We start from the raw sequence: 21828 nt of genomic DNA, 5'->3' as shown, positions 1-21828 counted from the left end.
TTCCTCAATAGTTAACTACCGCAAAACTGCAAGCAGTCGAATGCCTATAGCATAACAGATAATTGCCGTTAGCGCTGTTGTTTTGCGAAGCTTGAACGCGCAAAACCTTGTTGTAATTCGGGCTGGTTTACGCTCTCAATAAACCAACTATGTGCATATGAATGCGCCCCGGTGTATGGGTCAATTTCACTTGGTACGGCGATATCAAAGCGATTGAATTCAGCACTAAATTGATGTTTGGGCACACCCAATGCAAGGCTCGATGTAACGTAAAAATCAACGGGGGTGTGCGCTGTCAGTTTGGCAATATCGCTAGCCACGGGAACTGGCGTATCGAGCATTGTCACCCGCATATCTGTCGGCGCCAGCCCCAACTCGTCTAATACGAGCGCTGCATGTAGCACTACAAAGCCACCAGCGCTATGGCCAATTAAATGTAATGGCTTATTTTTATCGAGCACACCAGAGCGATATTCTCGGGCAAGTTTGAAACCCACTAATTCGCCAATGCGCTCACCTTGCGGACGAATCATTGATAAATCATTCAACATGCTTTGTGCGTCTTTAGGTAGCCCTAATGCATCAAGCATTTTATTTTCTAAGGTTACAACGGGTACCGCTGAAGGCCTTGCTGCATGGCTCCAATTCACCAAAATAATTTCCGGTGTATGCTTGGTTTGCTGTTTAATTGCTTGCTGTAGGCGCGTCATCCAATGTGCGTCACTCACATTTTCTGGAATTGTTCGTTGCACGCCATCACGCAGACCGTGTGCAACTACAATGAGTCCATGCTGTTTCGCAGCATCGCTTGGTTGCCAGAGTGCGTAGCTAGATTGGTTTGCGACCAGCAACTCGCCTTCTTGACTACTTAATTTAGCGACTACGTTGGGGTCTTGCGGCGCTTTGTTGTAATGAATCAGTGCTGTCGTTACCACAATCGATAGCCCAACGACTAGTACTCGACCAAACAGCACCCGCCCGATAAACCCTGCAGAAATTGCTAACACGTTAGAAAGTTTGCTCATAAAGCCAACGGGCTTAGCTTTAATTAATTGCAATTCACGTTGGTCAATTTCCTGATTATTGGCGCGATAGTAAGGCTGGTTGTGTTCGGTTTGGTAATACCACTCACTAACTTCACTCAGCAAACTAACCTCGGTTTCAACCACAACCTGTTTAAATTGCGCTGGCGACAACTTGCTTTCTAGCCGTTGCTGCTGTAGCTCAAGAAACTCAATTTGTTGAGCATAACGCCCTACCCGCCGGTCTAGGTCTAAGTAGTTGCCACGTAGCTGCAGTAAAATAGCAACCAAAGGCAATAACGCACCAATAAAGGCCAAAATATAGTCTGAACCAGACCATAACAACCAAGAATTTGAGTTGTCGCGCAGCGCTATTAGCAGCCCCATTACAGCCAAAAACAACGCAGCATCTACACACAAAGTTACGGTTTTACTCAGGCGATGTCGCTGTTGCTGCGCCAATCGGCGCTTTTGCCGATAGTAATTTAGTTGATCAACAACGCGTTGCTGACAGTAGTCCGTTTGTAACGCTGCTGCATTCGAATTTTTTAATTCATCAACTGCAACAGGTCGCTGTAAATATGCGGCAATAGCAGCAAGGCTTGGTGCAGCCGTTAGCGCCTTTGCGGTAATGACTGGGTCAATGCTTGCAGAGGCTAATTGTGAGCGCGCAATTTCTGCGACCACTCGCGCACGAGCCCAATTATGTTGCATACCGCGCCAACGCACCCACCATAATACAGCCACTAACAAAATAGCGCATACCGCACTAAAATATCCGACATAGCTTACATTCACCCCACTGCGGGTAACTAACAACCACAATAGCGGCGCCAACACAGCCAAGCCTTGAACAACAAGAATATAGGCGTACATACGCCGAGTATTCGGCGCTAACTGATTGGCTAGTTTTTCGGCTTTGCTAAGAATTACCTTGGCGTTGTCTTGCTCCTTTATGCCGAGCACCTTAAGTAGCGGCAATAACCATGAGGGCATCATTTATTCACATCCTCTTTGCTGGCGTTGTTTGGGGGTTAACGGCGGCAAGTAATAGCGCGCTCTTTGTTCTTCCGATAAGCAGTTTTTGCCAATAGGTAAAGCGGCGCGAGCCTGTTTTACGCTAAGATCAAGTAGAGCCGGATAACGCACATAGCGATGCTCATCAATGATCTGCACTAACGCACCGGTGGTTGCATCAAAAGCAATGTCGCGGCTTTGGCCAAACGTAGGCGACCGATCAATAAGTGTATGGTCAGACATACGCCACGATTGCCATTGATAGCCATGAATAATAAACATATCTTGTTGTGGATACTCGCGAACCCTTGGTAAATAACCACTTAGTTTAGCTGTCTGGATGATCTTTTGACTTGCAACATCTAACCACAGCAACTCGTCGGCTGCGGTTTGAACTAACAGCATACGTCCATTTGCAATCGGTAGAACCGTATTGTACTTACGACCGTCAGCAAAACGCCAAATAGGCTCTTTTTGCTGTGCCCTCCAAAAAGTTATCGCATCAACCTGCTTCACCACGGTTAGTTGCGGCTCAGAAAGCCACACAGCCTCACCGGCAAGTGGAATATCAACATACACTGTGTTGTTTTTAATGTTTGCGACAATCGTATTTTTACTATCAATATTGGCCAATACATAGTTGCCACCAGCAGATATAGTGAGGCCATCAATGTCATAGCGTGATTGAGCCGGTAAAGTTATTTCTGCAACCGGAGTATTGTTACGCCAATCAAATACCTGTGCAGCAATCTGCTCACCGGCATCGACTACCTTTGCAGCAAGCTCGCCCGAGTTGGCCACCGTAGTCGCTTGAAAGGTTAGTGCTTTTGCCGTGTCACGTTGAGAGACAAACCAAGAGTCACGCTGACAGTGAATGGCTGCCCGTGTTTCATCTGCTGCGAAAACCACTTGAGCATCACGCCAAAGACGCTCACATGGTATAGGCATAACAGCTTCTACCGTATTGGTTTTCGTATTCAGCCAACCGATAGAATTATCGTCATTGATAACCAGTAACCAATTGCCTGAAGGGCTCAATGAACGTCCGAGTGCTTGGAAGTTGTTGACGATAAAAGCAGCGGCTTGACTGCCCTGTAAACTGTACAAATCAACATTTTGTGCGCCGGGCTGCCACGCTAAAATAAGTTGTTGCTGATCATCAATGCTGGTTTTTTCTGAATCGGGAATTTTAATAACAAACGTTTGCTCACCGGTTTTCTCATTCCAAACATATATATTATCGCCACTGCCAGAATAGATCGTTTCTTTAGCGCCAAACTGAACAAAATCTGGCCCCATCATGCCGTGCTCAAGTGCTACATAGTTGCGACTATTTAAATCAACCACCATGGGGGAAGTGCTTAGTGCATTTAGTCCGTCCGCGTTTTCATTACCTGAGTCAATGCGTTGCCCTGTCGATAACATCAAGCCGGCCTCACCTGCTTGGTCGAATATTAAATGGTAGCCAGGGGCAAACGACTTTTCATCGCTAGTCACCACATAACTGTGCGTACCAAGATGAGAATAGACTAAAAGAATCTCATTATTCAGCGGACTAAATTGAGGTTCAAGAATTATCCCTGCATAAGCCCCTTCTTCGGCCGGAATCGAGCGGATTAACTGACCTGTTTCACCGTCAAAAACATGGGGGTTCATGCCAAATAAATCTGCCGTCGCCAGATACTTACTATTGGGTGAGATAATGAGGCGGTTTGCTGATTCAACAACCTCCGTCTCATACAACGCAGTATTGTCATTGATTGGGTACTTGGCGATAAAACCAGGGTAATTCAACGAAAAAACCGCACTCTCGTCGGCATTGAATTGCACCGACTCGGACCACCCTTTCATCGAAATGTCATTTATTTTTTCAAAGTTGGCTAAGCTCCAAATCGTTAATCTCGAGTCACGCCCTTTAAGCGCAATATATTGGCCGGTCGGACTTATAGTAAACTGGTCGATAGGAGCTTGATGGGCCAATGTTGCTAAAACTTGACCACTATTTACCTCCAGAATATCCACAGTACCATTGTTATAACCTACAGCTAAGCGTGGTACGTGCGGAATTAATGCTGCATAGGCTACCGCCTGAGGCGCTCGCCAACTTAGTATTTTTTGGTTCTGCTGCATGGCTAAACGCAAACCGGCCAATTCATTAACCCAAGGCCGCTGACCACCGTACTCCCCCGGTAGCGCGTTTAGCCCAAGCAGAATAGCTTCATCAAAACGACCGTCTTCGGCTCGCAACTGCGCCTGATTCAGCAAGAATCGACTTTGGCTCACAAGCGCGGTGTCACGCTGTTGCTCTGCCACTTGTTGTTGCACATAAGCCCAAATACCAGCGCCTATCGCCACCATGGCCAATACACCCACCGCAGCGAGCCACTGCCTTAGTCGCTTAGCGCGTTGTTTTGCTAACGCCAACTGGTAGGCTTTATCGCGTTGTGTCAACTCACCTAATGGCACCCCTAAAATGCCTGCGATAATTTTGAGCAACATGAGGTTTTGCTGCTCACCATAGCGTTTGACTAAGCTATCGATGTCTTGTGGTGTTAATTGCCCATCGGCCTTTAGCTGCTGTCGGTAAGCTGCTTGGCTAGTCCACGCTTGCTGGGGTTGGCCGTTATGGAATACCCGAAAGTCAGCCGCAATGGGTTCAGCCCTTTGCTCAGTGCGATTGCCATTTTCGTCATAACGAAATTGCAAGGGTTCTGGAAAACACTCTTGTTCAGCTGAAAAACCTAGCTTATGTTTGCTGGTATCCCAGCTAACATTGGGCTCACCGTCAATGATCATCGCAATAATGCGATCGGAGTGCCCGAGGCGTTTAAAGTAGTCAATTTCATCGGCAACATAAGTCGATGCGACAGCGTTAGGTGAGCACACCACCACAAGTAACCGAGACGCTTTCAGCGCATTGGCAATAGAATTACCTAAGTCAGCATCGGCGGGTAGCTCATCTTCATCACGAAATATTGGGAAAATACGCTCTGGAATTTCTTCGCCGCGGCTATTTTTTTTGCCCACTAATTCGTCGGGTACTTGGTAGGTTTCAATGGCTTGATGTAGCCAAGTGGCCCATTGCCGCCCCTCGAGCGTGTTGTCCGCGTGTCGATATGAGATAAAAGCTTGATAGGTGCGTTGTGGTGTTGAAGATGAAGACAAGATTTCGGTCCCTGTGTGTTGTTATACACAAGGTTATAGCTTTCAAAGTGGGGTTTTGTAAAGAAGTGGTGCCTAGGGTCGGACTCGAACCGACACGGGTTTTATCCCGGCGGATTTTGAATCCGCTGCGTCTACCAATTTCGCCACCCAGGCACTGGGGGTCTTGCTTACTGAAGTATGCTGCGCATTATACTGAACCGTTGAAGTCAATCAAGACATTTTATGACAGAATTATTCAATCGCTTATTTCATGAGCAAATAACCTGAAAAATTGGTTTTTCTTTAGCTTTTTTCGGTACTATAGCGAAAATTTTCAGCACGGGTTCATCATGAGTACAACGTCAACTAACGCGCCATCTGTCGAAGATAGTCCACCAAAAACTACCGCTCAAATACATGCCAGCTTCCCAAGCGCGGGCTTTTTACGACGTATTGCGGCGATGATTTATGATTTACTCGTGGCCGTTGCTATTTTGATGCTTGCCAGCGGTTTAGCTCTGATATTGCCGGCTGTGCTTAATACCAGTGGGATTATTCAATTAAGCGACAGTTTTACCGCGGCTGATTGGCTAAACCAAACACCGCTATATAGTATTTACTTATTGAGTGTATTAGCTGTGTTCTTCGGCTGGTTCTGGTGGCGCAGCGGGCAAACTATTGGAATGCGAGCTTGGCGCTTAAAAGTTCAACAACGCAATGGCCAACGCCTCACCAAAAAGCAAGCCGCTATTCGTATTTTAACCTGTGCCTTTGGGCTTGGTAATTTGTGGGTTCTGGTGGACTTTAAAAACCGCAGAGCCTGGCACGATTATGCGGCCGGAACCGAGTTGGTCACTTTGTCGAAAGAAGCAAACCAACTGTATTATTGGAAAGAACTGTAACCAAAAGAACTATAGCCAAAAGAACTTAATGTAGCGCGCCGCTAACTGCCGCGGCGCCCCATCATCCATAGCGCCCAGCTAGCGAACAGTAAACTTGGCAACAAAGCACCAAGCACGGGTGGCAACTGATAAACCTGAGCCATAGGCCCAAAAATTTCGTTACTCACATGAAAACCAAAACCAGTAATAACACCCAGTAGTATGCGCGCCCCCATGGTGGTTGAGCGCAATGGGCCAAAAATAAATGACAACGCCACCAGCAACATAACCGCAACCGTCACAGGCGCTAACAGCTTGCGCCATAGGGCTAACTCATAACGCTCAGCCGCTTGACGGTTCGCTTCTAGGTAGTCTAGGTAATCGATCAAACCGCGAATAGACAAACTTTCCGGCTTTACCGTAACCACACCAAGCTTGTCTGGCGTTAACGACGATTGCCACAGGTATGTTTCTTGGTGATCTTGCTGAATTTTTTCAAACGTATAGGTGGTGCGTGTTACGTCAGCCAAGCGCCAGCGCTCAGCGCTGTATACAGCGCTGGCTGCATGCAGAATAGAATTTAGCTCGTTGCCTTCATCGAAATGATAGACAGTAATGTCTCGCAACCGGCCGGTATTTTCTACCTCGCCGATATTGACAAAGTTCATGCCGTCGCGCGCCCAAATTCCCTGCTGCGCTGATATGAGGCTACCGCCGGAAATTGCTCGGGCGCGAAGCTCACGGCCGTGCGATTCTAATTCTGGAGCTACCCACTCACCCATCGCCATAACGGCAAGCATCATGATTACGGCTGCCTTCATCACTGAGCCCACAATGTTTAAGCGCGAGCGACCCGCGGCTAACATCACTACAAGTTCTGAGTTGCTTGCCAACATGCCCATGCCAATAAGACCACCTAACAAGGCCGCCATAGGGAAAAACACTTCAATGTCGCGGGGCAAGCTGTATAGCACGAACAGCCCAGCTTCAGCTACCGAGTAGGTGCCACGACCTACCGATTTCAACTGTTCAACAAATCGAATCAAACTCGACAGGCCACTTAAAACCGCCAAACTAAGCAGCGAGGTCACCAACACAGAGCGCGCAATATAACGATCAAGAATAGAAAACATCAGCGCGCCCTCTTAAATTTTGATAGCACTTTCAGCCCCCAAGGGCGGCCTTTGCCGATAAGTGCAACACCGCAAACAAGCAGCAAAACATGAATCCACCACAAACCGATACTAGCTGGAATAGCGCCATCAGCAACAGCAGAACGAGCTGACATCAGAATAAGAAAATAGCCCAAATAAATCAGCAAAGCTGGGGCCATACGTGCAAACTTTCCTTGGCGCGGGTTCACTCGACTTAACGGCACGGCAATGAGGGTCAGTAATGGCATTGCCAGCGGAATTGCAATGCGCCATTGAAGCTCTGCTTGAGCCTCTGTATTCGGTTCGTTCATTAACTCTAATGTGCTGTAGGCTTCAAGCTTGCGAATATACTCGCTTCCCTCTTGTTCTTTAATTTGCAGTTGATAGTTATCAAACTGCATTACTTGAAACTCACCTTCATCGAGACTTTGCGCATAACGCATGCCGTTCGACAAGACTAAGGTTTGTGCTCCTGTGGCGGCCGCAATGACAGCGCCGTTGTCTGCCATAACTACGCTGCCGCCAATCACACGATTATTTTCGTCGCGTAATGACTGGGCAACAAACACTTCATCTAAGTCGCCGTTTTCAGTTAAGCCTTGAACATAAATCACCGCTTTTTGGTTACTCGCTTGTTGGAAGCGGCCCGGCATGATCACGCTTAACCCTGTTTCACTGCGTGCTCGCTCTTCCACCACCCGCTCTTGCTCAAGTGACCAAGGCACCAAATACAGCGTCAATGCCGCAGTACCAACAGCTAAAATGACTGATAACACCAGAGTTACCCGAGTTACGTACCACTCACTGACACCACAAGCATGCAAAACGGTCATTTCGTTGTCCGCGTATATACGCCCATGCGCTAGCAAAATGCCGAGAAATAAACTCAATGGTAAAATGAGCGCTGCAAGTGCGGGAAGATTTAAACCGAGTAACTGAATAACGATATTGCTTGGAATTTCTCCAGCAGAAGCATCAGCAAGCACGCGAACAAACTTTTGACTGACAAAAATAGTCATCAAAACCACTAACACAGCGATTTGCGACTTAAATGTTTCACGTATTAAATAGCGAAATATACGCACTGATGCCCACTCTTAACGTTGCTTTTTACTGGAAATACTGCGATTTTTAAGTAAACTTGTCATTTTAACAAGAATTATTCTACGACAGCGATCCACTGTCAACCGCAGCAAACGGGAGCACATATGGAGTTCAGCGTAAAAAGTGGCAGTCCGGAAAAACAACGATCTGCCTGTGTCGTGGTTGGTGTATACGAACCACGCCGCCTATCCGGTGTAGCAGAACAACTTGATAAAGTCAGCGAAGGCTACCTCAGTAACCTGCTGCGCCGCGGTGACCTTGAAGGAAAACCAGGGCAAATGCTGCTGCTACACAACGTTCCTAATGTATTCAGCGAACGCGTTTTGCTAGTTGGCTGTGGCAAGGAACGAGAGCTCGATGAACGTCAGTATAAACAAATTATTGAAAAAACCATCCATACTTTGAACGAAACTGGTTCAATGGAAGCGGTGTGTTTTCTCAGCGAGCTTCACGTTAAAGGTCGCGACACTTACTGGAAAGTGCGTCAAGCGGTAGAAGCCGCACAAGGCGGTTTATATACTTTTAACCAATTAAAAACTCGTAAAGAAGAGCCTCGCCGGCCTCTGCGCAAAATGGTATTTAATGTACCGACGCGCCGTGAGCTGCCACTTAGCGAAAAAGCCATTCAGCACGGTTTAGCGGTTTCTAAAGGTATGTCGCTATGCCGCGACGTGGCAAATATGCCACCCAATATCTGTACGCCACGCTATTTAGCAGAACGCTGCGAAGAAATGGCAAATAACCATGACAATTTAAAATTTACCGCAGTCACCGAACAAGAAATGGCTGAGCTCGGTATGAACGCCTATTTAGCCGTAGGCCGTGGTTCTGAAAACGAATCGGTATTAAGCTTATTGCACTACCAAGGTGGCGATGCTAGCCAGGCACCAATTGTGTTGGTTGGCAAAGGCTTAACCTTTGATGCCGGCGGTATTTCAATTAAGCCATCGGCCAACATGGATGAAATGAAATATGATATGGGCGGTGCAGCCTCCGTTTTAGGTGCTATGCAAGCAATTGCTGAACTGCAACTGCCAATCAACGTTATTGGCGCCATTGCCGGCTGTGAAAATATGCCAGATGGGAAAGCCTATCGCCCTGGTGATGTACTTACCACCATGAGCGGACAAACCGTTGAAGTATTAAATACGGATGCTGAAGGTCGTCTGGTGTTGTGCGACACCTTAACCTATGTCGAGCGGTTTGAACCTGAAGCGGTAGTTGATGTTGCCACCCTAACAGGGGCTTGTATTATTGCCCTTGGCCACCACGCTAGCGGCTTAATGAGCACCCACAACCCGCTTGCCCATGAGTTGTTATCAGCCTCAGAGCAAAGCGGCGATCGTGCATGGCGCTTGCCGGTGTGGGATGAATATCAAGACGCATTAGATAGCCCATTTGCTGATATGTCTAACCTAGGCGGTCGCGATGCAGGTACCATTACTGCAGCATGTTTCTTGTCGCGCTTTACCAAGAAATACCACTGGGCGCACTTAGATATAGCTGGTACAGCATGGCGCAGCGGCGCGAAGAAAGGCGCAACAGGCCGTCCGGTACCGTTGCTGACGCAATTCGTGCTCAACCGCACCGCTTCGGCAGAGCAAGAATAAAACCTAATAGTTAAGGCTTAACCTATGGCACAAGGCATTTTTTACGTTCTCGACGGGCTTGATGAGCAACAACAGTTGCAGTTCTTCTGTGAGCGTATTACGCAAGCATGGCGCGATTTTCGAAGCGTTCGTGTTTGGTGTGCCAATCAAGCGGAAGCCGAAAAACTCGATGAAGCCTTGTGGCAATCACCGAGCGACGCGTTCGTGCCACATAATTTAGCCGGTGAGGGGCCTTCTCAAGGTGCACCGGTGGAGTTGTGTTGGCCGCAAGCTAATGTGGCTAAACGCCGCACCGCTGCGGTGGTAAACTTAATGGCTGATATGCCCGAGTGGCAAGGCGCACGCATGATTATTGAACGCGTGCCCAGTGAAGAAAATGCGCGCCAACAGGCGCGTGAACGCTATAAACTATACCGTGGGCAGCGTGTTGAGCTGCAAACGGTTAAAGCATCTGAACAGATGAATTCATTCACCCAATAGAACGAAGTGACTATTTCTATGGATAAAACGTATTCCCCGCAAGCGATTGAGCAAGCCCTTTATAAAACTTGGGAAGAGCGCGGTTATTTTAAACCGTCGGGTCAAGGCGATGCCTATTGCATCATGATCCCCCCGCCAAATGTCACGGGCAGCTTGCACATGGGGCATGCGTTTCAGCATACCATCATGGACACCCTCACCCGCTATAAGCGTATGGATGGGTTTAACACGTTATGGCAAGTCGGTAGCGACCACGCCGGTATTGCCACCCAAATGGTGGTTGAACGCCAATTAGCCGCACAAGGCGTAACCCGCCAAGAGCTTGGCCGAGATGCATTTATCGATAAAATTTGGGACTGGAAAGCACAATCTGGCGGCACCATTACTTCGCAGATGCGCCGTTTAGGCGACTCGGTTGACTGGGACCGCGAGCGCTTTACTATGGACGACGGTTTGTCGAATGCCGTCAAAGAAGTATTTGTGCGCTTGCATAAAGAAAACCTGATTTATCGGGGGAAGCGCCTGGTTAACTGGGACCCGAAATTACAAACCGCTATTTCTGACTTAGAAGTAGAAAATAAAGAACAGCAAGGCCACATTTGGCACCTGCGTTACCCGCTTGCCGACGGCGCCAAAACCGCCGACGGTAAAGACTACTTAGTGGTTGCCACCACACGCCCTGAAACCATGCTCGGTGATGTTTGTGTTGCGGTGCACCCCGACGACGAGCGCTACCAAAGCTTGGTCGGCAAATTTGTTGAGCTCCCCATTGTTGGCCGCCGCATTCCAGTCATTGCCGACACCTATGTCGATAAAGAATTTGGCACCGGTTGTGTGAAGATCACCCCCGCTCATGACTTTAATGACTATGACGTTGGTAAGCGTAACAACCTACCCATGATTGCCGTGTTGGACGACCATGCTAATGTTCGTGACGTTGCTGGTTTATACACGCCTACCGGCGAGTCACTGCCTGAAATTGACGGGTTTGACGGTACCTTACCAGCCGACTTCCAAGGGCTTGAGCGCTTTGCCGCACGCAAGAAAATTATTGCTGATTTTGACGCACTTGGTTTGCTTGATAAAACCGAAGCACACACCAACAAGGTTCCTTATGGTGACCGCGGTGGCGTGCCCATTGAGCCACATTTGACTGACCAATGGTACGTACGCGTAGCTCCAATGGCTGAAGTTGCCACAAAAGCCGTCGAAGACGGCGATATTCAGTTTGTGCCGAAGCAGTATGAAAATATGTACTTCGCCTGGATGCGCGACATTCAAGACTGGTGTATTTCGCGTCAGCTTTGGTGGGGACACCGCATTCCTGCTTGGTATGATGACCAAGGCAACGTCTATGTTGGCCGTGATGAAGACGAAGTGCGCCGTGACAACAACCTTGGTGACACGCCGTTGCGCCAAGATGACGACGTTTTAGATACTTGGTTCTCGTCAGCTTTATGGACGTTCTCAACGTTAGGCTGGCCAGATAACACGGATGACTTAAAAACCTTCCACCCAACCGACGTGTTGGTGACTGGTTTTGACATTATTTTCTTCTGGGTTGCGCGCATGATCATGATGACCATGCACTTCTTAAAAGACGAGAGCGGCAAACCGCAAGTGCCGTTTAAAACCGTCTACGTCACCGGTTTGATTCGTGATGAAGAAGGTCAAAAAATGTCGAAATCTAAGGGCAACGTACTAGATCCGCTCGACATGATTGACGGTATTGATCTCGATACCTTGGTGAATAAGCGCACGGCCAATATGATGCAACCGCAGCTAGAGGCTAAAATTAAGAAGCGCACCGAAAAGCAGTTCCCTGAGGGCATTGCCGCACACGGCACTGACGCATTGCGTTTTACCCTAGCTGCATTGGCTTCAACCGGTCGCGATATTAACTGGGACATGAAGCGCTTAGAGGGCTACCGTAACTTCTGCAACAAGTTATGGAATGCTAGCCGCTATGTGCTGATGAACACCGAAGACCAAGACTGTGGTGTACGCGATGGCAAACCTAGTAGTGAACTTGAATTGTCATTAGCCGACCAGTGGATTATTGAACAGCTCAATGACACCACCAAGCAGTTCCGTCATGCACTTGATACCTTTCGTTTTGACCAAGCGGCCGCGATTGCCTATGAGTTTACCTGGAACCAGTTCTGTGACTGGTACCTTGAGCTCACCAAGCCGGTACTATTTAATGGCAGCGAAGCGCAGTTGCGTGGCACGCGCCACACCTTGGTAACCGTACTTGAGCAATTATTACGCTTGTTACACCCATTGTTGCCATTTATTACCGAAGAAATATGGCAGCGCGTAGCACCATTGGCAGGTATCAATGCCGATACCATCATGTTACAAGCCTACCCACAGGTGCAACCGCAGCGCTTTGCAACAGCCAGTGCCGATATGGAATGGTTAAAACAAGTTATCGTTGCCGTACGTAACATTCGTGGCGAAATGAACTTGTCACCAAGCAAGCCGTTACCGGTGCTATTCAAGAACGCCGATGCGACCGCTCAAACGCGGCTTGAGCAGAACCAAAGCTTCTTAAGTGCCTTGGCTAAGCTTGAATCAGTTACTTTCTTAGCAGCCGACGAGGAAGCCCCTGCGAGCGCAACAGCTCTTGTGGGCCGCATGGAAATAAACATTCCTATGGCTGGCTTAATTGATACGGCAGCAGAGCTAGCGCGACTTGATAAAGCTATTGAGAAAGCGCAGAAAGAATTCGACTTGTTTACCCGTAAATTAAGCAACGAAAACTTCGTCAGCAAAGCGCCAACGGAAGTAATTGAAAAAGAACGTGCGAAACAAGCAGAAGCTCAAGATACCCTGCACCAACTGCAGCAACAGCGGGAAAAAATTGCGGCGTTGTAATTAATACAACGCCAATGCAATCAATACCGCAAGCAATGCAGCTATTATTGGAATAATCACCGTGACCACAAAGATGTCTTTATAGGCGTCTTTGTGGGTTAGCCCCATTAAGGTTAACAGCGCAATAACAGCTCCCGAATGTGGTAGAGAATCGAGACCGCCAGCAGCCAGATTAGCGATACGGTGCAGCAGGTCTGGGCTAACCCCAGCTTCAATATAAGCAGGCGCTAGGCTTGACATAAATATCTGTAACCCACCCGATGCTGATGCGGTAATTCCAGATATCAGGTTTGCAGAAATAAACACCGACAATAAAGCGGGAATATCGAGGCCTAGCAGCCATGCAGCAAACTCATGAAAACCGGCTGTTTGAATCACGACACCACCAAAGCCAATTACCGCTGCGGTATTGATCAACGGTAACATGGCATCATCAACCCCCTGCCCCGCGACTGTGACAAAGCGTTTGCGTACCGGCACGAACATGACCAAACACAATACACTGCCAGCCAACAGTGCAAAGCTTGCCCACAGCACCGGTTGGCCTAAAGCGAACTGTTGCCACTGTGACTGTATTCCAAAGGCTTGTAGCGCACGTGGCGCAACAATAGTAGCCAATACCGCAGCAATAGGTAATAGCGATTTCACTAAGCCTGGTAGGCGTTGATCGGTTGCTGGCGCTAACGCTGCCATTTGCTTATCTTTGTCGTTAGCTTGGTAGTTTTCGCCGTTAGCACTAGCGCGACGCCATTGCCGTTGTAGATACCACATGCCTAGCACCGCCATCACTACGCCGGCCATAACCCCAAGCCAACCACCAGCAAAAAGATCGGTACCTAAATTACGTGCGGCAATCACATTATGAATGGATGGGGTACCCGGCAATGCTGTCATGGTAAAGGTACCAGCACCTAGAGCAATGGCTGCCGCATACAGGCGCCGAGGAATATTAGCGCTCTGCATCAATGACACTCCGATGGGGTACATGGTAAACATCACCACAAACACCACCACACCGCCATAGGTAAGCAGCGCACAAACTAACATGGCTATCCAAAGTGCGCGTTGCTGTCCGAGTTTCTGTGTTATTGCCACGGCAACGCCTTGAGCTGCGTGACTTGCCGCCATAACACGGCCGAAAATACCACCGCAGATAAACAGTAGTAAAAAGTTTCCGGCAAAACTAAAAGCACCTGAAGCTCCGAACGGAAAGTGCTTGAGAAAAATATCAGCTATGGGAATGCTGTTACTTAGACCAATAACAAAAATTGAAACCAATACCGCAAGTAGGATATTAACGCCACGCAATGCCAGCCAGATTAATAAACCCAAACCGGCAATTAAACCTAAATTCGCAATCATGAAGTGAGCCCCTGTTGTTATTAGTTTTAGCGGGGCTTCATTGTTTATTCTTCTTCGTCGTTTTCGCCGAAGTAGGTGCCCCAGCCGTCGTAATCAACGCCGGTGATATTTGCAACTTCTGTGATTTCTTGCGTCTGCATGCGCAAAATATCTGCATCTAGTTTTACTTCACTTACTGCAACGAATGCAAATATTCGGGCGCCATCATCGGTTTCAAACTCGTCAGCGTCATCAACATGGTAGCCAGCTTTAACCAGCTCCACCGCCGCCTTCTCAAGCTTGGTAAAGTCAGTACTGACAAGGTGATGTTCAATCGTGAATTTATCCATTGCATTGGCGCCATCTTGCAATAACGCTGCAACTGTTTCATCACTTTGCGCAATGAGTTCATTCAAGTTATTTGCCATACGCTTATTGCCCCTGCGCCAGCTGGTGGTCGAGTTCACTAATTTTTAACTGCATCAATTGATGGCAATGGGCCGATAAAGCTCGCACTGCATCTTCACCAAAGTCAGAAATTTTAACTGGGTTTAGCATTTCAATAATAACGGTACCGTTATTCCAGCGATTCAGTTTAATGCGCCCATGAAGGTTTGACACACAAATAGGTACAATATCTACCCCAGCTTGAACAGCCGTACGAAACGCACCGGTTTTGAACGGCAATAAGCCGCGCCCATAACTACGAGTGCCTTCAGGGAACAATAAAATAGATAGCTTACGCTTACGAATCGCTGTCGCGGCTTGCTCGATAGTACCGTGAGCGCGACCTTTGTTTTTACGATCAATCAGAATGTTGCCCGCCAACCAGTACAACTGACCAAAAAACGGAATCCATTTCAAACTTTTCTTACCAATACTCACCGAGCCCAACGGCATCGCGCGAGCAAGGGTAAAAATGTCATAACTGTTTTGATGGTTCGCTATATACACATAAGGGCCACTGTTACGCAGTGATTCCGGTATGCGAATATCAAGCTTCACCCCAAATAAACGGTGCATGCGCCCATACCAGTGAGCAGCTAACGCGGTGTTATTTCGGTGAAACGGCCGAACAATACAAATTAAAAGTAATAAGGTACTGCCAACGATAATAAAAACGCCCAACAGCAAAATACGTACAACAGCGAGCATGTAATCTCCTTAAAGCTTAATGGCCGCTAGTATAACCTGTTAGGCGTCGAAAAACGTCCGATCAGTCAGTATTTTCCACTAAAATTGCATCAACGCGCTGCAATCCGCGCGGTAATTTATTGCCACGACGACCCCGTTCACCACGATAATGCTCAAGATCCGATGGTTTTAACGTTAATTTGCGCTTGCCGGCAAGCAAGGTGATAGCCGCATCAGCCGGTACCGTCGCTGCAGCCACCACATACTCTTCCCGCGACTGTGCACGCAAGGTCGGAATACTGATCATCTTGTTACCCTTGCCTTTTGACAGCTCAGGTAAATCGCGAACAGGGAACAACAACATACGGCCTTCGTTAGAAACCACAGCCAACAAATCGTTTTCACGGTCGTTTACCGCACTTGGTGGCAAAATTTTTGCACCTGTCGGTAGATTTAAAATCGCTTTGCCGTTTTTGTTACGACTAACTAAATCACCAAACTGGCAGATAAATCCGTAACCAGCATCTGAGGCCAACAAATAGCGCTGTTCGTCTTTGGCCATTAATACTTGGTCAATCGTTTCACCGGCAACCATACTAAACCGCCCAGTCAGCGGCTCGCCTTGGGTACGAGCTGACGGTAACAAGTGCGCTTCACACGAGAAGCTTCTGCCCGAACTATCTAAAAACACAACCTGTTGATTGCTCTTACCTTGCGCTTGCGCCAAGAAAGTATCACCTGATTTGTAAGCCAAGTTAGTGCCGTCAACGTCATGGCCTTTGGCCGCACGCACCCAGCCCTTTTTCGACAACACCACGGTTACTGGTTCAGCTGGGGTTAAATCGCGCTCACTCAGTGCCTTGGCCTCTTGGCGTTCAACCAACGGTGAACGGCGATCGTCACCATATTTTTCAGCGTCTGCCAAAATCTCTTTGCGAATAAGCGTCTTCATGCGGCGGTCAGAACCGAGTAACAATTCCAGTTGCTGACGCTCTTTTTCAAGCTCTTCTTGCTCGCCTTTTAACTTAAACTCTTCTAGCTTGGCTAAGTGGCGTAATTTTAATTCAAGAATAGCTTCTGCTTGTGTGTCGGTCAGCCCAAATCGCTCCATTAACACCGGCTTAGGGTGGTCTTCATGGCGAATAATGGCAATCACTTCATCAATGTTCAGATAGGCTATTAATAAGCCTTCTAAAATGTGCAAGCGGGCCAATATTTTATCAAGACGATATTGAACACGGCGTGTCACCGTGTCTTGACGGAACACTAGCCACTCTTTGAGCACATTGAGAATGGGCTTCACCTGAGGGCGACCATCCAAACCAAGCATATTGAGGTTCACGCGGTAGTTTTTCTCAAGATCAGTAGTGGCAAACAAGTGTTGCATCATTTGCTCAGTATCAACCCGGTTGGAGCGCGGTACAATGACTAAACGCGTCGGGTTTTCATGGTCTGACTCGTCACGCAAGTCACTCACCATTGGAAGCTTTTTGGCTTGCATTTGCGCCGCTATTTGCTCGAGCACTTTCGCGCCAGACGCTTGATGCGGCAGCGCCGTAATCACGACTTCGCCGTCTTCTAACGAATATTTAGCCCGCATACGAATCGTGCCGCGGCCTGTTTCGTAAATTTTGACAATTTCTTGGTGTGGCGTAATCACTTCAGCGTCGGTTGGATAATCAGGCCCGCGCATGTGTTCCATGATTTCGCTTAAATCTGCGCTAGGCTTTTCCAACAACAGCGCACACGCATTGGCCACTTCACGTGCATTATGTGGCGGAATATCGGTTGCCATACCCACCGCGATGCCGGTGACACCATTCAACAAAATATGTGGTAAGCGCGCAGGTAACATGCGCGGCTCTTTCATGGTGCCATCAAAGTTTGGCGTCCAATCTACAGTGCCTTGGCCTAGTTCGCTAAGCAGTACTTCACTAAAGCGCGATAACCGAGCTTCGGTATAACGCATTGCCGCAAATGACTTAGGATCATCTGGCGAACCCCAGTTCCCTTGTCCGTCTACCAATGGGTAGCGATAAGAAAACGGTTGCGCCATAAGCACCATGGCTTCGTAACACGCGCTATCGCCATGCGGATGAAACTTACCGAGTACGTCACCCACCGTACGAGCTGATTTCTTATATTTCGCTAATGCTGACAAGCCAAGCTCTGACATGGCGTAAATAATTCGGCGCTGAACCGGTTTTAAACCATCGCCAATATGTGGCAAGGCGCGATCCATGATCACGTACATGGAATAATTCAAATACGCATCTTCGGTAAAGCGGCGCAGAGGTATTTGTTCTAAAACTTCCGTTGACATAATTTTGCTGCTCCTTACAACTCAGCCAAATCGACCAAATTGCCTTTACTTTCTAACCAATCACGGCGATCGCCTGAGCGTTTCTTCGCCAGCAACATATCCATTAACTCTTCGGTTGCTTGCGAGTCATCCACCGTTAGTTGCACAAGGCGACGGGTATTCGGGTCCATGGTGGTTTCACGCAATTGTAGCGGGTTCATTTCACCCAAACCTTTAAACCGTTGAACGTTGACTTTGCCTTTTTTCTTCTCGGCTTCAATACGATCTAAAATGCCCTGCTTTTCATCTTCATCAAGGGCATAGAAAACCTCTTTGCCAACGTCAATTCTATAAAGCGGCGGCATGGCAACATACACGTGACCGTGATCAACCAAAGTGCGGAAATGCTTTACAAATAATGCGCATAGCAGCGTCGCAATGTGCAATCCGTCCGAGTCGGCATCGGCCAAAATACATACTTTGCCATAACGCAATTGCTCTAAGTCTTCCGAGTTTGGGTCAACCCCGAGCGCAACGGAAATATCATGAATTTCTTGTGAGCCAAGAATCTGGTCCGATTCGACTTCCCATGTGTTTAATATTTTTCCGCGCAGTGGCATCACGGCCTGAAAATCGCGATCTCGTGCTTGTTTTGCTGAGCCGCCTGCCGAGTCCCCTTCCACTAGAAACAATTCACTGCGCGCAGGGTCTTGCGTTGCACAGTCGGTTAACTTGCCCGGTAGCGCTGGCCCTTGGGTGACTTTTTTACGAATCACTTTCTTACTAGCGCGCATGCGCCGTTGAGCATTGTTGATACATAGCTCGGCCAGTTGCTCAGCTTGCTCAGTGTGCTCGTTTAGCCACAAGCTGAATGCGTCTTTGACCACCCCAGACACAAATGCCGCACACTGACGTGACGACAGCCGTTCTTTGGTTTGGCCAGCAAACTGTGGATCTTGCATTTTGACTGACAAGATATAAGCGCAACGGTCCCAGATATCTTCGGGGGTTAGGCGCACGCCTCGTGGCAGCAAGTTACGGAACTCGCAAAACTCACGCATGGCCTCCAATAAACCTTGGCGTAAACCATTTGCGTGGGTACCACCTTGCGGGGTAGGAATCAGGTTTACATAGCTTTCGGTAACCCCTTCGCCACCCTCGGGCAACCATGTAACGGCCCAATCAACAGCCTCTTCGTTACCAGCCATGGCACCAATAAACGGCTCTTCTGGCAACGTTGGCAATTCGCGTACGGCTTCAACCAAATAGTCACGCAGACCATCTTCGTAATACCAGCTCTGTTCGTCGTTATCGACCAAGTTTTTAAACGTGATTTTTAAGCCCGGGCATAACACTGCTTTAGCTCGGAGCAAATGGGTCATTTTTAGGGCAGAAAATTTTGCTGAATCAAAATATTTTGGGTCCGGCCAAAAGTGAATATTAGTCCCGGTATTGCGTTTGCCTGCACTGCCAGTTACTTCAAGGTCAGTCACCTTATCGCCATTCTCAAAGGCCATTTCATAAACTTGACCATCGCGTTTTACGGTTACATTCACACGTGTAGAAAGTGCGTTCACGACGGAAATACCGACGCCATGAAGACCGCCAGAAAATTGGTAGTTTTTATTTGAAAATTTACCGCCCGCATGCAGCTTTGTCATAATCAATTCAACGCCGGGCACCCCCTCTTCTGGGTGAACATCAACCGGCATGCCGCGGCCGTCATCTTGAACTTCCAAAGACTGGTCAGGGTGTAAAATAACAATCAACTCACGCGCGTGGCCGGCAAGTGCTTCATCGACACTGTTATCAATGACTTCTTGACCTAAGTGATTCGGGCGCGTGGTATCGGTGTACATTCCCGGTCTGCGACGGACCGGTTCTAGGCCATTGAGGACCTCTATCGCATCGGCTTTGTAATCTGACATGCGCTTTATTATCTCGTGTTGCACGGAATTGTTGTTGTAGGAATGCCCATATACTGTTACAGGACGTGTAGAAACTCAAGCGCCGCGGGTAGGTATCGCGGAAAATCTGCAAAGCTGTGGTCGCCACCTTGTTCCACTACCATGCGTTGATCACGGTAGTAATCTCTCGCTAAGCGGTAATCTAAGCGCTCATCACCGGCTTGCAATAGCACCAGTAACTCAACATCTGCAACAAAACATTGTTCTGCCTCAATGAGAACCTGGCGGTCACTAGCGTCTAATTGATAGGCTTCTTGGGTATAGGGATGTACCCGGTCAACAGTCTCGTCGGGCATCCAGTTGTAAGGTTGCACGGCCGGGTTTATCAACACCCCTCGAATCTCAGTGTGTCCGCGCTTATGTAACTGGCTAACCACGTAGTGCGTCCAAAACCCACCGAGACTACTGCCCATCACCGCTGCCAGTGGTTGCGTGGCAATTACTTCGTCAAGCATCTGGCGAATTGCAGCCATCCGCGAAGGTTGTTGTGGCGCTAGTAATTGAATCGCTTGGTTTACCGCCGCTGGCAAACTGGCTTGGTGCGAGTTCATAAACTCGCGAGTTTGAATAATTTTTAAACTTTCCGGAGAGCTTTCAAATCCATGTAAGTACAACAGCAATGTCTAATTCTCCTGTAGTAAGCCTCGGCTCTTGATCAGTTGCAGCCACTCTTGCAAGAAATGATTCACTTGGTGTTTTTCGTTCGCATGATGCATACGTGGATTCGGCACATCATAGGCTGGCTGCAAACGGGTTACCCCTTGGCTACGCACAACTTCAGCAAGTTGCGCATCGTGATAAAGCCGCACATCAAGCTGCGTTTCTTTCAACCCCGGTAATTGGGTAACAAGCGCCTGCTGTTCAATGCGCACTTCGGTGGTGTATGGCGCAGACTCAAGCACCGTGAGTGCAAAGCGTAAATGCTGACCAATTTTAATCACTTGAGCACCGTGTTGACGCACACTTTCAGCCAGTGGCTTGAACGCAGCATAATTTAATGCGGCCAATCGCTGCAGCGCGGCCAAATCAAATTTATAGCGGCGTAACTTTACATCAGTGGTCATAAGTCCTCAAAACGACGTTTGTGTAACTGCAACCATTGTAGTCCAATCACGCTGGCGGCATTGTTAATTTTTCCCTGTTCAAGCAGTTGCACCACATCCATGTATGGCAGTACATGCACACAAATATCTTCATGCTCACTGGCAAGCCCAGCATGCCTGAGCGCTCGCGAGCTATCAACCTCCGCAATATAAATAGATATCTCTTCGGTACAGCCACCTGGTGTGGACAAATAGCTTAGTGCAAAATGCAACCGCTCGGTTGTAAGGCCGGCTTCCTCAAATAACTCACGGTGCGCGACCTGCTCAGCTGACTCGTCACCGTCATACATGCCGGCTACAAATTCTAGCAACCAAGGGGATTGCCTTTCATTTGCTGCAGCGAGCAAGGCTCCAATACGAAATTGCTCAAGCACAACAAGAGCATCCCGCTTAGGGTCATAGGGTAATACGACCACCGCATGACCACGGTCCATCACTTCACGCTCAAAAACAGGCGACCAATCACCTTCAAACAGTTTGTGTTGAAGGCGTAACTTATGAATACTCAAAAAACCTTCACGTAACGGTTCTTTTTGAATAATTCTGACATCTTGTTGAGAAAATTTTTGCACAATAAACCTTTGTTACTTTAGTTGCGTCTGTTACTTACCGTTATAAGTACTCATCTAATCGCGAAAGCGATTGAATAAAATTGTAAATAACCACCGCTTTGGCACATAATTAGTTAC

At 48.1% G+C, this 21828-nt stretch carries 16 protein-coding genes and 1 tRNA gene; 4 read left to right on the top strand and 13 right to left on the bottom strand.

Annotated features, from left to right (window positions below; genetic code table 11):
- Positions 1–68: 68 nt before the first annotated feature.
- From ASC40_RS04455 to ASC40_RS04445, 3 genes are all read right to left on the bottom strand, one after another.
- The gene (locus ASC40_RS04455) at positions 69–2021 is read right to left on the bottom strand and encodes a hypothetical protein (RefSeq protein ID WP_055438589.1); all 1953 of its coding nucleotides are present in this window, start codon (positions 2019–2021) and stop codon (positions 69–71) included.
- Positions 2022–5204: a toll/interleukin-1 receptor domain-containing protein gene (locus tag ASC40_RS04450; protein ID WP_055438588.1), complete on the bottom strand. Its 3183-nt coding sequence runs from the start codon at positions 5202–5204 to the stop codon at positions 2022–2024.
- Positions 5205–5270: 66 nt separating this feature from the next.
- Positions 5271–5357: transfer RNA gene (locus ASC40_RS04445), tRNA-Leu, on the bottom strand.
- Positions 5358–5533: 176 nt separating this feature from the next.
- Between ASC40_RS04445 and ASC40_RS04440 the strand changes: the two genes are divergently transcribed.
- A complete protein-coding gene (locus ASC40_RS04440; protein WP_055438587.1) occupies positions 5534–6085 on the top strand; it encodes an RDD family protein in 552 nt (183 codons plus the stop codon).
- A gap of 41 nt (positions 6086–6126) precedes the next feature.
- Here ASC40_RS04440 and lptG read toward each other — a convergent pair whose 3' ends face one another.
- Together lptG and lptF are read right to left on the bottom strand one after the other, a co-directional pair.
- Complete coding sequence (lptG, locus tag ASC40_RS04435) at positions 6127–7197, bottom strand: LPS export ABC transporter permease LptG (RefSeq protein ID WP_055438586.1); 1071 nt, start codon at positions 7195–7197, stop codon at positions 6127–6129.
- Positions 7197–8303, bottom strand: coding sequence for an LPS export ABC transporter permease LptF (gene lptF / locus ASC40_RS04430; protein ID WP_072243379.1), 1107 nt, complete (start codon positions 8301–8303; stop codon positions 7197–7199). Before lptF ends, lptG begins: the two co-directional genes overlap by 1 nt.
- Positions 8304–8426: 123 nt before the next feature.
- Here lptF and pepA point away from each other — a divergent pair, with 123 nt between their 5' ends.
- From pepA to ASC40_RS04415, 3 genes are read left to right on the top strand one after another with little or no spacing between them, the layout of a single operon-like run.
- Positions 8427–9932, top strand: a complete 1506-nt coding sequence (pepA, locus tag ASC40_RS04425; RefSeq protein WP_055438585.1) for a leucyl aminopeptidase — start codon at positions 8427–8429, stop codon at positions 9930–9932.
- A gap of 24 nt (positions 9933–9956) precedes the next feature.
- Positions 9957–10412 (top strand): DNA polymerase III subunit chi, encoded by a 456-nt coding sequence (locus ASC40_RS04420; RefSeq protein WP_055438584.1) that lies wholly within the window; start codon positions 9957–9959, stop codon positions 10410–10412.
- Positions 10413–10430: 18 nt separating this feature from the next.
- Positions 10431–13292: a valine--tRNA ligase gene (locus tag ASC40_RS04415; RefSeq protein WP_055438583.1), complete on the top strand. Its 2862-nt coding sequence runs from the start codon at positions 10431–10433 to the stop codon at positions 13290–13292.
- Here ASC40_RS04415 and ASC40_RS04410 read toward each other — a convergent pair whose 3' ends face one another.
- The 8 genes from ASC40_RS04410 to ASC40_RS04375 all read right to left on the bottom strand — a co-directional run bounded on the left by ASC40_RS04410 (position 13293) and on the right by ASC40_RS04375 (position 21711).
- Positions 13293–14654: a GntP family permease gene (locus ASC40_RS04410; RefSeq protein WP_055438582.1), complete on the bottom strand. Its 1362-nt coding sequence runs from the start codon at positions 14652–14654 to the stop codon at positions 13293–13295.
- A 44-nt stretch (positions 14655–14698) separates the two neighbouring features.
- A complete protein-coding gene (rraB, locus tag ASC40_RS04405; RefSeq protein ID WP_055438581.1) occupies positions 14699–15061 on the bottom strand; it encodes a ribonuclease E inhibitor RraB in 363 nt (120 codons plus the stop codon).
- Positions 15062–15065: 4 nt separating this feature from the next.
- The gene (locus ASC40_RS04400; protein ID WP_055438580.1) at positions 15066–15788 is read right to left on the bottom strand and encodes a 1-acylglycerol-3-phosphate O-acyltransferase; all 723 of its coding nucleotides are present in this window, start codon (positions 15786–15788) and stop codon (positions 15066–15068) included.
- A 61-nt stretch (positions 15789–15849) separates the two neighbouring features.
- The gene (gene parC / locus ASC40_RS04395; protein WP_055438579.1) at positions 15850–18090 is read right to left on the bottom strand and encodes a DNA topoisomerase IV subunit A; all 2241 of its coding nucleotides are present in this window, start codon (positions 18088–18090) and stop codon (positions 15850–15852) included.
- 14 nt (positions 18091–18104) lie between these two features.
- Complete coding sequence (gene parE, locus ASC40_RS04390; protein WP_055438578.1) at positions 18105–19997, bottom strand: DNA topoisomerase IV subunit B; 1893 nt, start codon at positions 19995–19997, stop codon at positions 18105–18107.
- 56 nt (positions 19998–20053) lie between these two features.
- Positions 20054–20656: a YqiA/YcfP family alpha/beta fold hydrolase gene (locus ASC40_RS04385; protein WP_055438577.1), complete on the bottom strand. Its 603-nt coding sequence runs from the start codon at positions 20654–20656 to the stop codon at positions 20054–20056.
- 3 nt (positions 20657–20659) lie between these two features.
- On the bottom strand, positions 20660–21100 hold the full coding sequence (locus ASC40_RS04380) for a DUF1249 domain-containing protein (RefSeq protein ID WP_055438576.1): 441 nt from the start codon (positions 21098–21100) through the stop codon (positions 20660–20662).
- Positions 21097–21711, bottom strand: a complete 615-nt coding sequence (locus tag ASC40_RS04375; RefSeq protein ID WP_072243378.1) for an NUDIX domain-containing protein — start codon at positions 21709–21711, stop codon at positions 21097–21099. The genes ASC40_RS04380 and ASC40_RS04375 overlap by 4 nt, the downstream gene beginning before the upstream one ends.
- Positions 21712–21828 lie beyond the last annotated feature (117 nt).

The sequence above is a fragment of the Pseudidiomarina woesei genome, from assembly GCF_001418345.1.
Taxonomy (GTDB): Bacteria; Pseudomonadota; Gammaproteobacteria; order Enterobacterales; family Alteromonadaceae; genus Pseudidiomarina; species Pseudidiomarina woesei.
The sequence above is the reverse complement of the archived record's forward strand: the minus strand, read 5'-3'. Positions and strand labels throughout refer to the sequence as shown.

Bases quoted from the DNA above. Each gene is read 5' to 3' on its own strand.
- ASC40_RS04420 (WP_055438584.1), top strand. From the start codon at position 9,957: ATGGCACAAGGCATTTTTTACGTTCTCGACGGGCTTGATGAGCAACAA.
- ASC40_RS04380 (WP_055438576.1), bottom strand. From the start codon at position 21,100: ATGACCACTGATGTAAAGTTACGCCGCTATAAATTTGATTTGGCCGCG.
- pepA (WP_055438585.1), top strand. From the start codon at position 8,427: ATGGAGTTCAGCGTAAAAAGTGGCAGTCCGGAAAAACAACGATCTGCC.
- ASC40_RS04410 (WP_055438582.1), bottom strand. From the start codon at position 14,654: ATGATTGCGAATTTAGGTTTAATTGCCGGTTTGGGTTTATTAATCTGG.
- lptG (WP_055438586.1), bottom strand. From the start codon at position 7,197: ATGTTTTCTATTCTTGATCGTTATATTGCGCGCTCTGTGTTGGTGACC.
- ASC40_RS04400 (WP_055438580.1), bottom strand. From the start codon at position 15,788: ATGCTCGCTGTTGTACGTATTTTGCTGTTGGGCGTTTTTATTATCGTT.
- parE (WP_055438578.1), bottom strand. From the start codon at position 19,997: ATGTCAGATTACAAAGCCGATGCGATAGAGGTCCTCAATGGCCTAGAA.
- parC (WP_055438579.1), bottom strand. From the start codon at position 18,090: ATGTCAACGGAAGTTTTAGAACAAATACCTCTGCGCCGCTTTACCGAA.
- rraB (WP_055438581.1), bottom strand. From the start codon at position 15,061: ATGGCAAATAACTTGAATGAACTCATTGCGCAAAGTGATGAAACAGTT.
- ASC40_RS04440 (WP_055438587.1), top strand. From the start codon at position 5,534: ATGAGTACAACGTCAACTAACGCGCCATCTGTCGAAGATAGTCCACCA.
- ASC40_RS04415 (WP_055438583.1), top strand. From the start codon at position 10,431: ATGGATAAAACGTATTCCCCGCAAGCGATTGAGCAAGCCCTTTATAAA.
- ASC40_RS04455 (WP_055438589.1), bottom strand. From the start codon at position 2,021: ATGATGCCCTCATGGTTATTGCCGCTACTTAAGGTGCTCGGCATAAAG.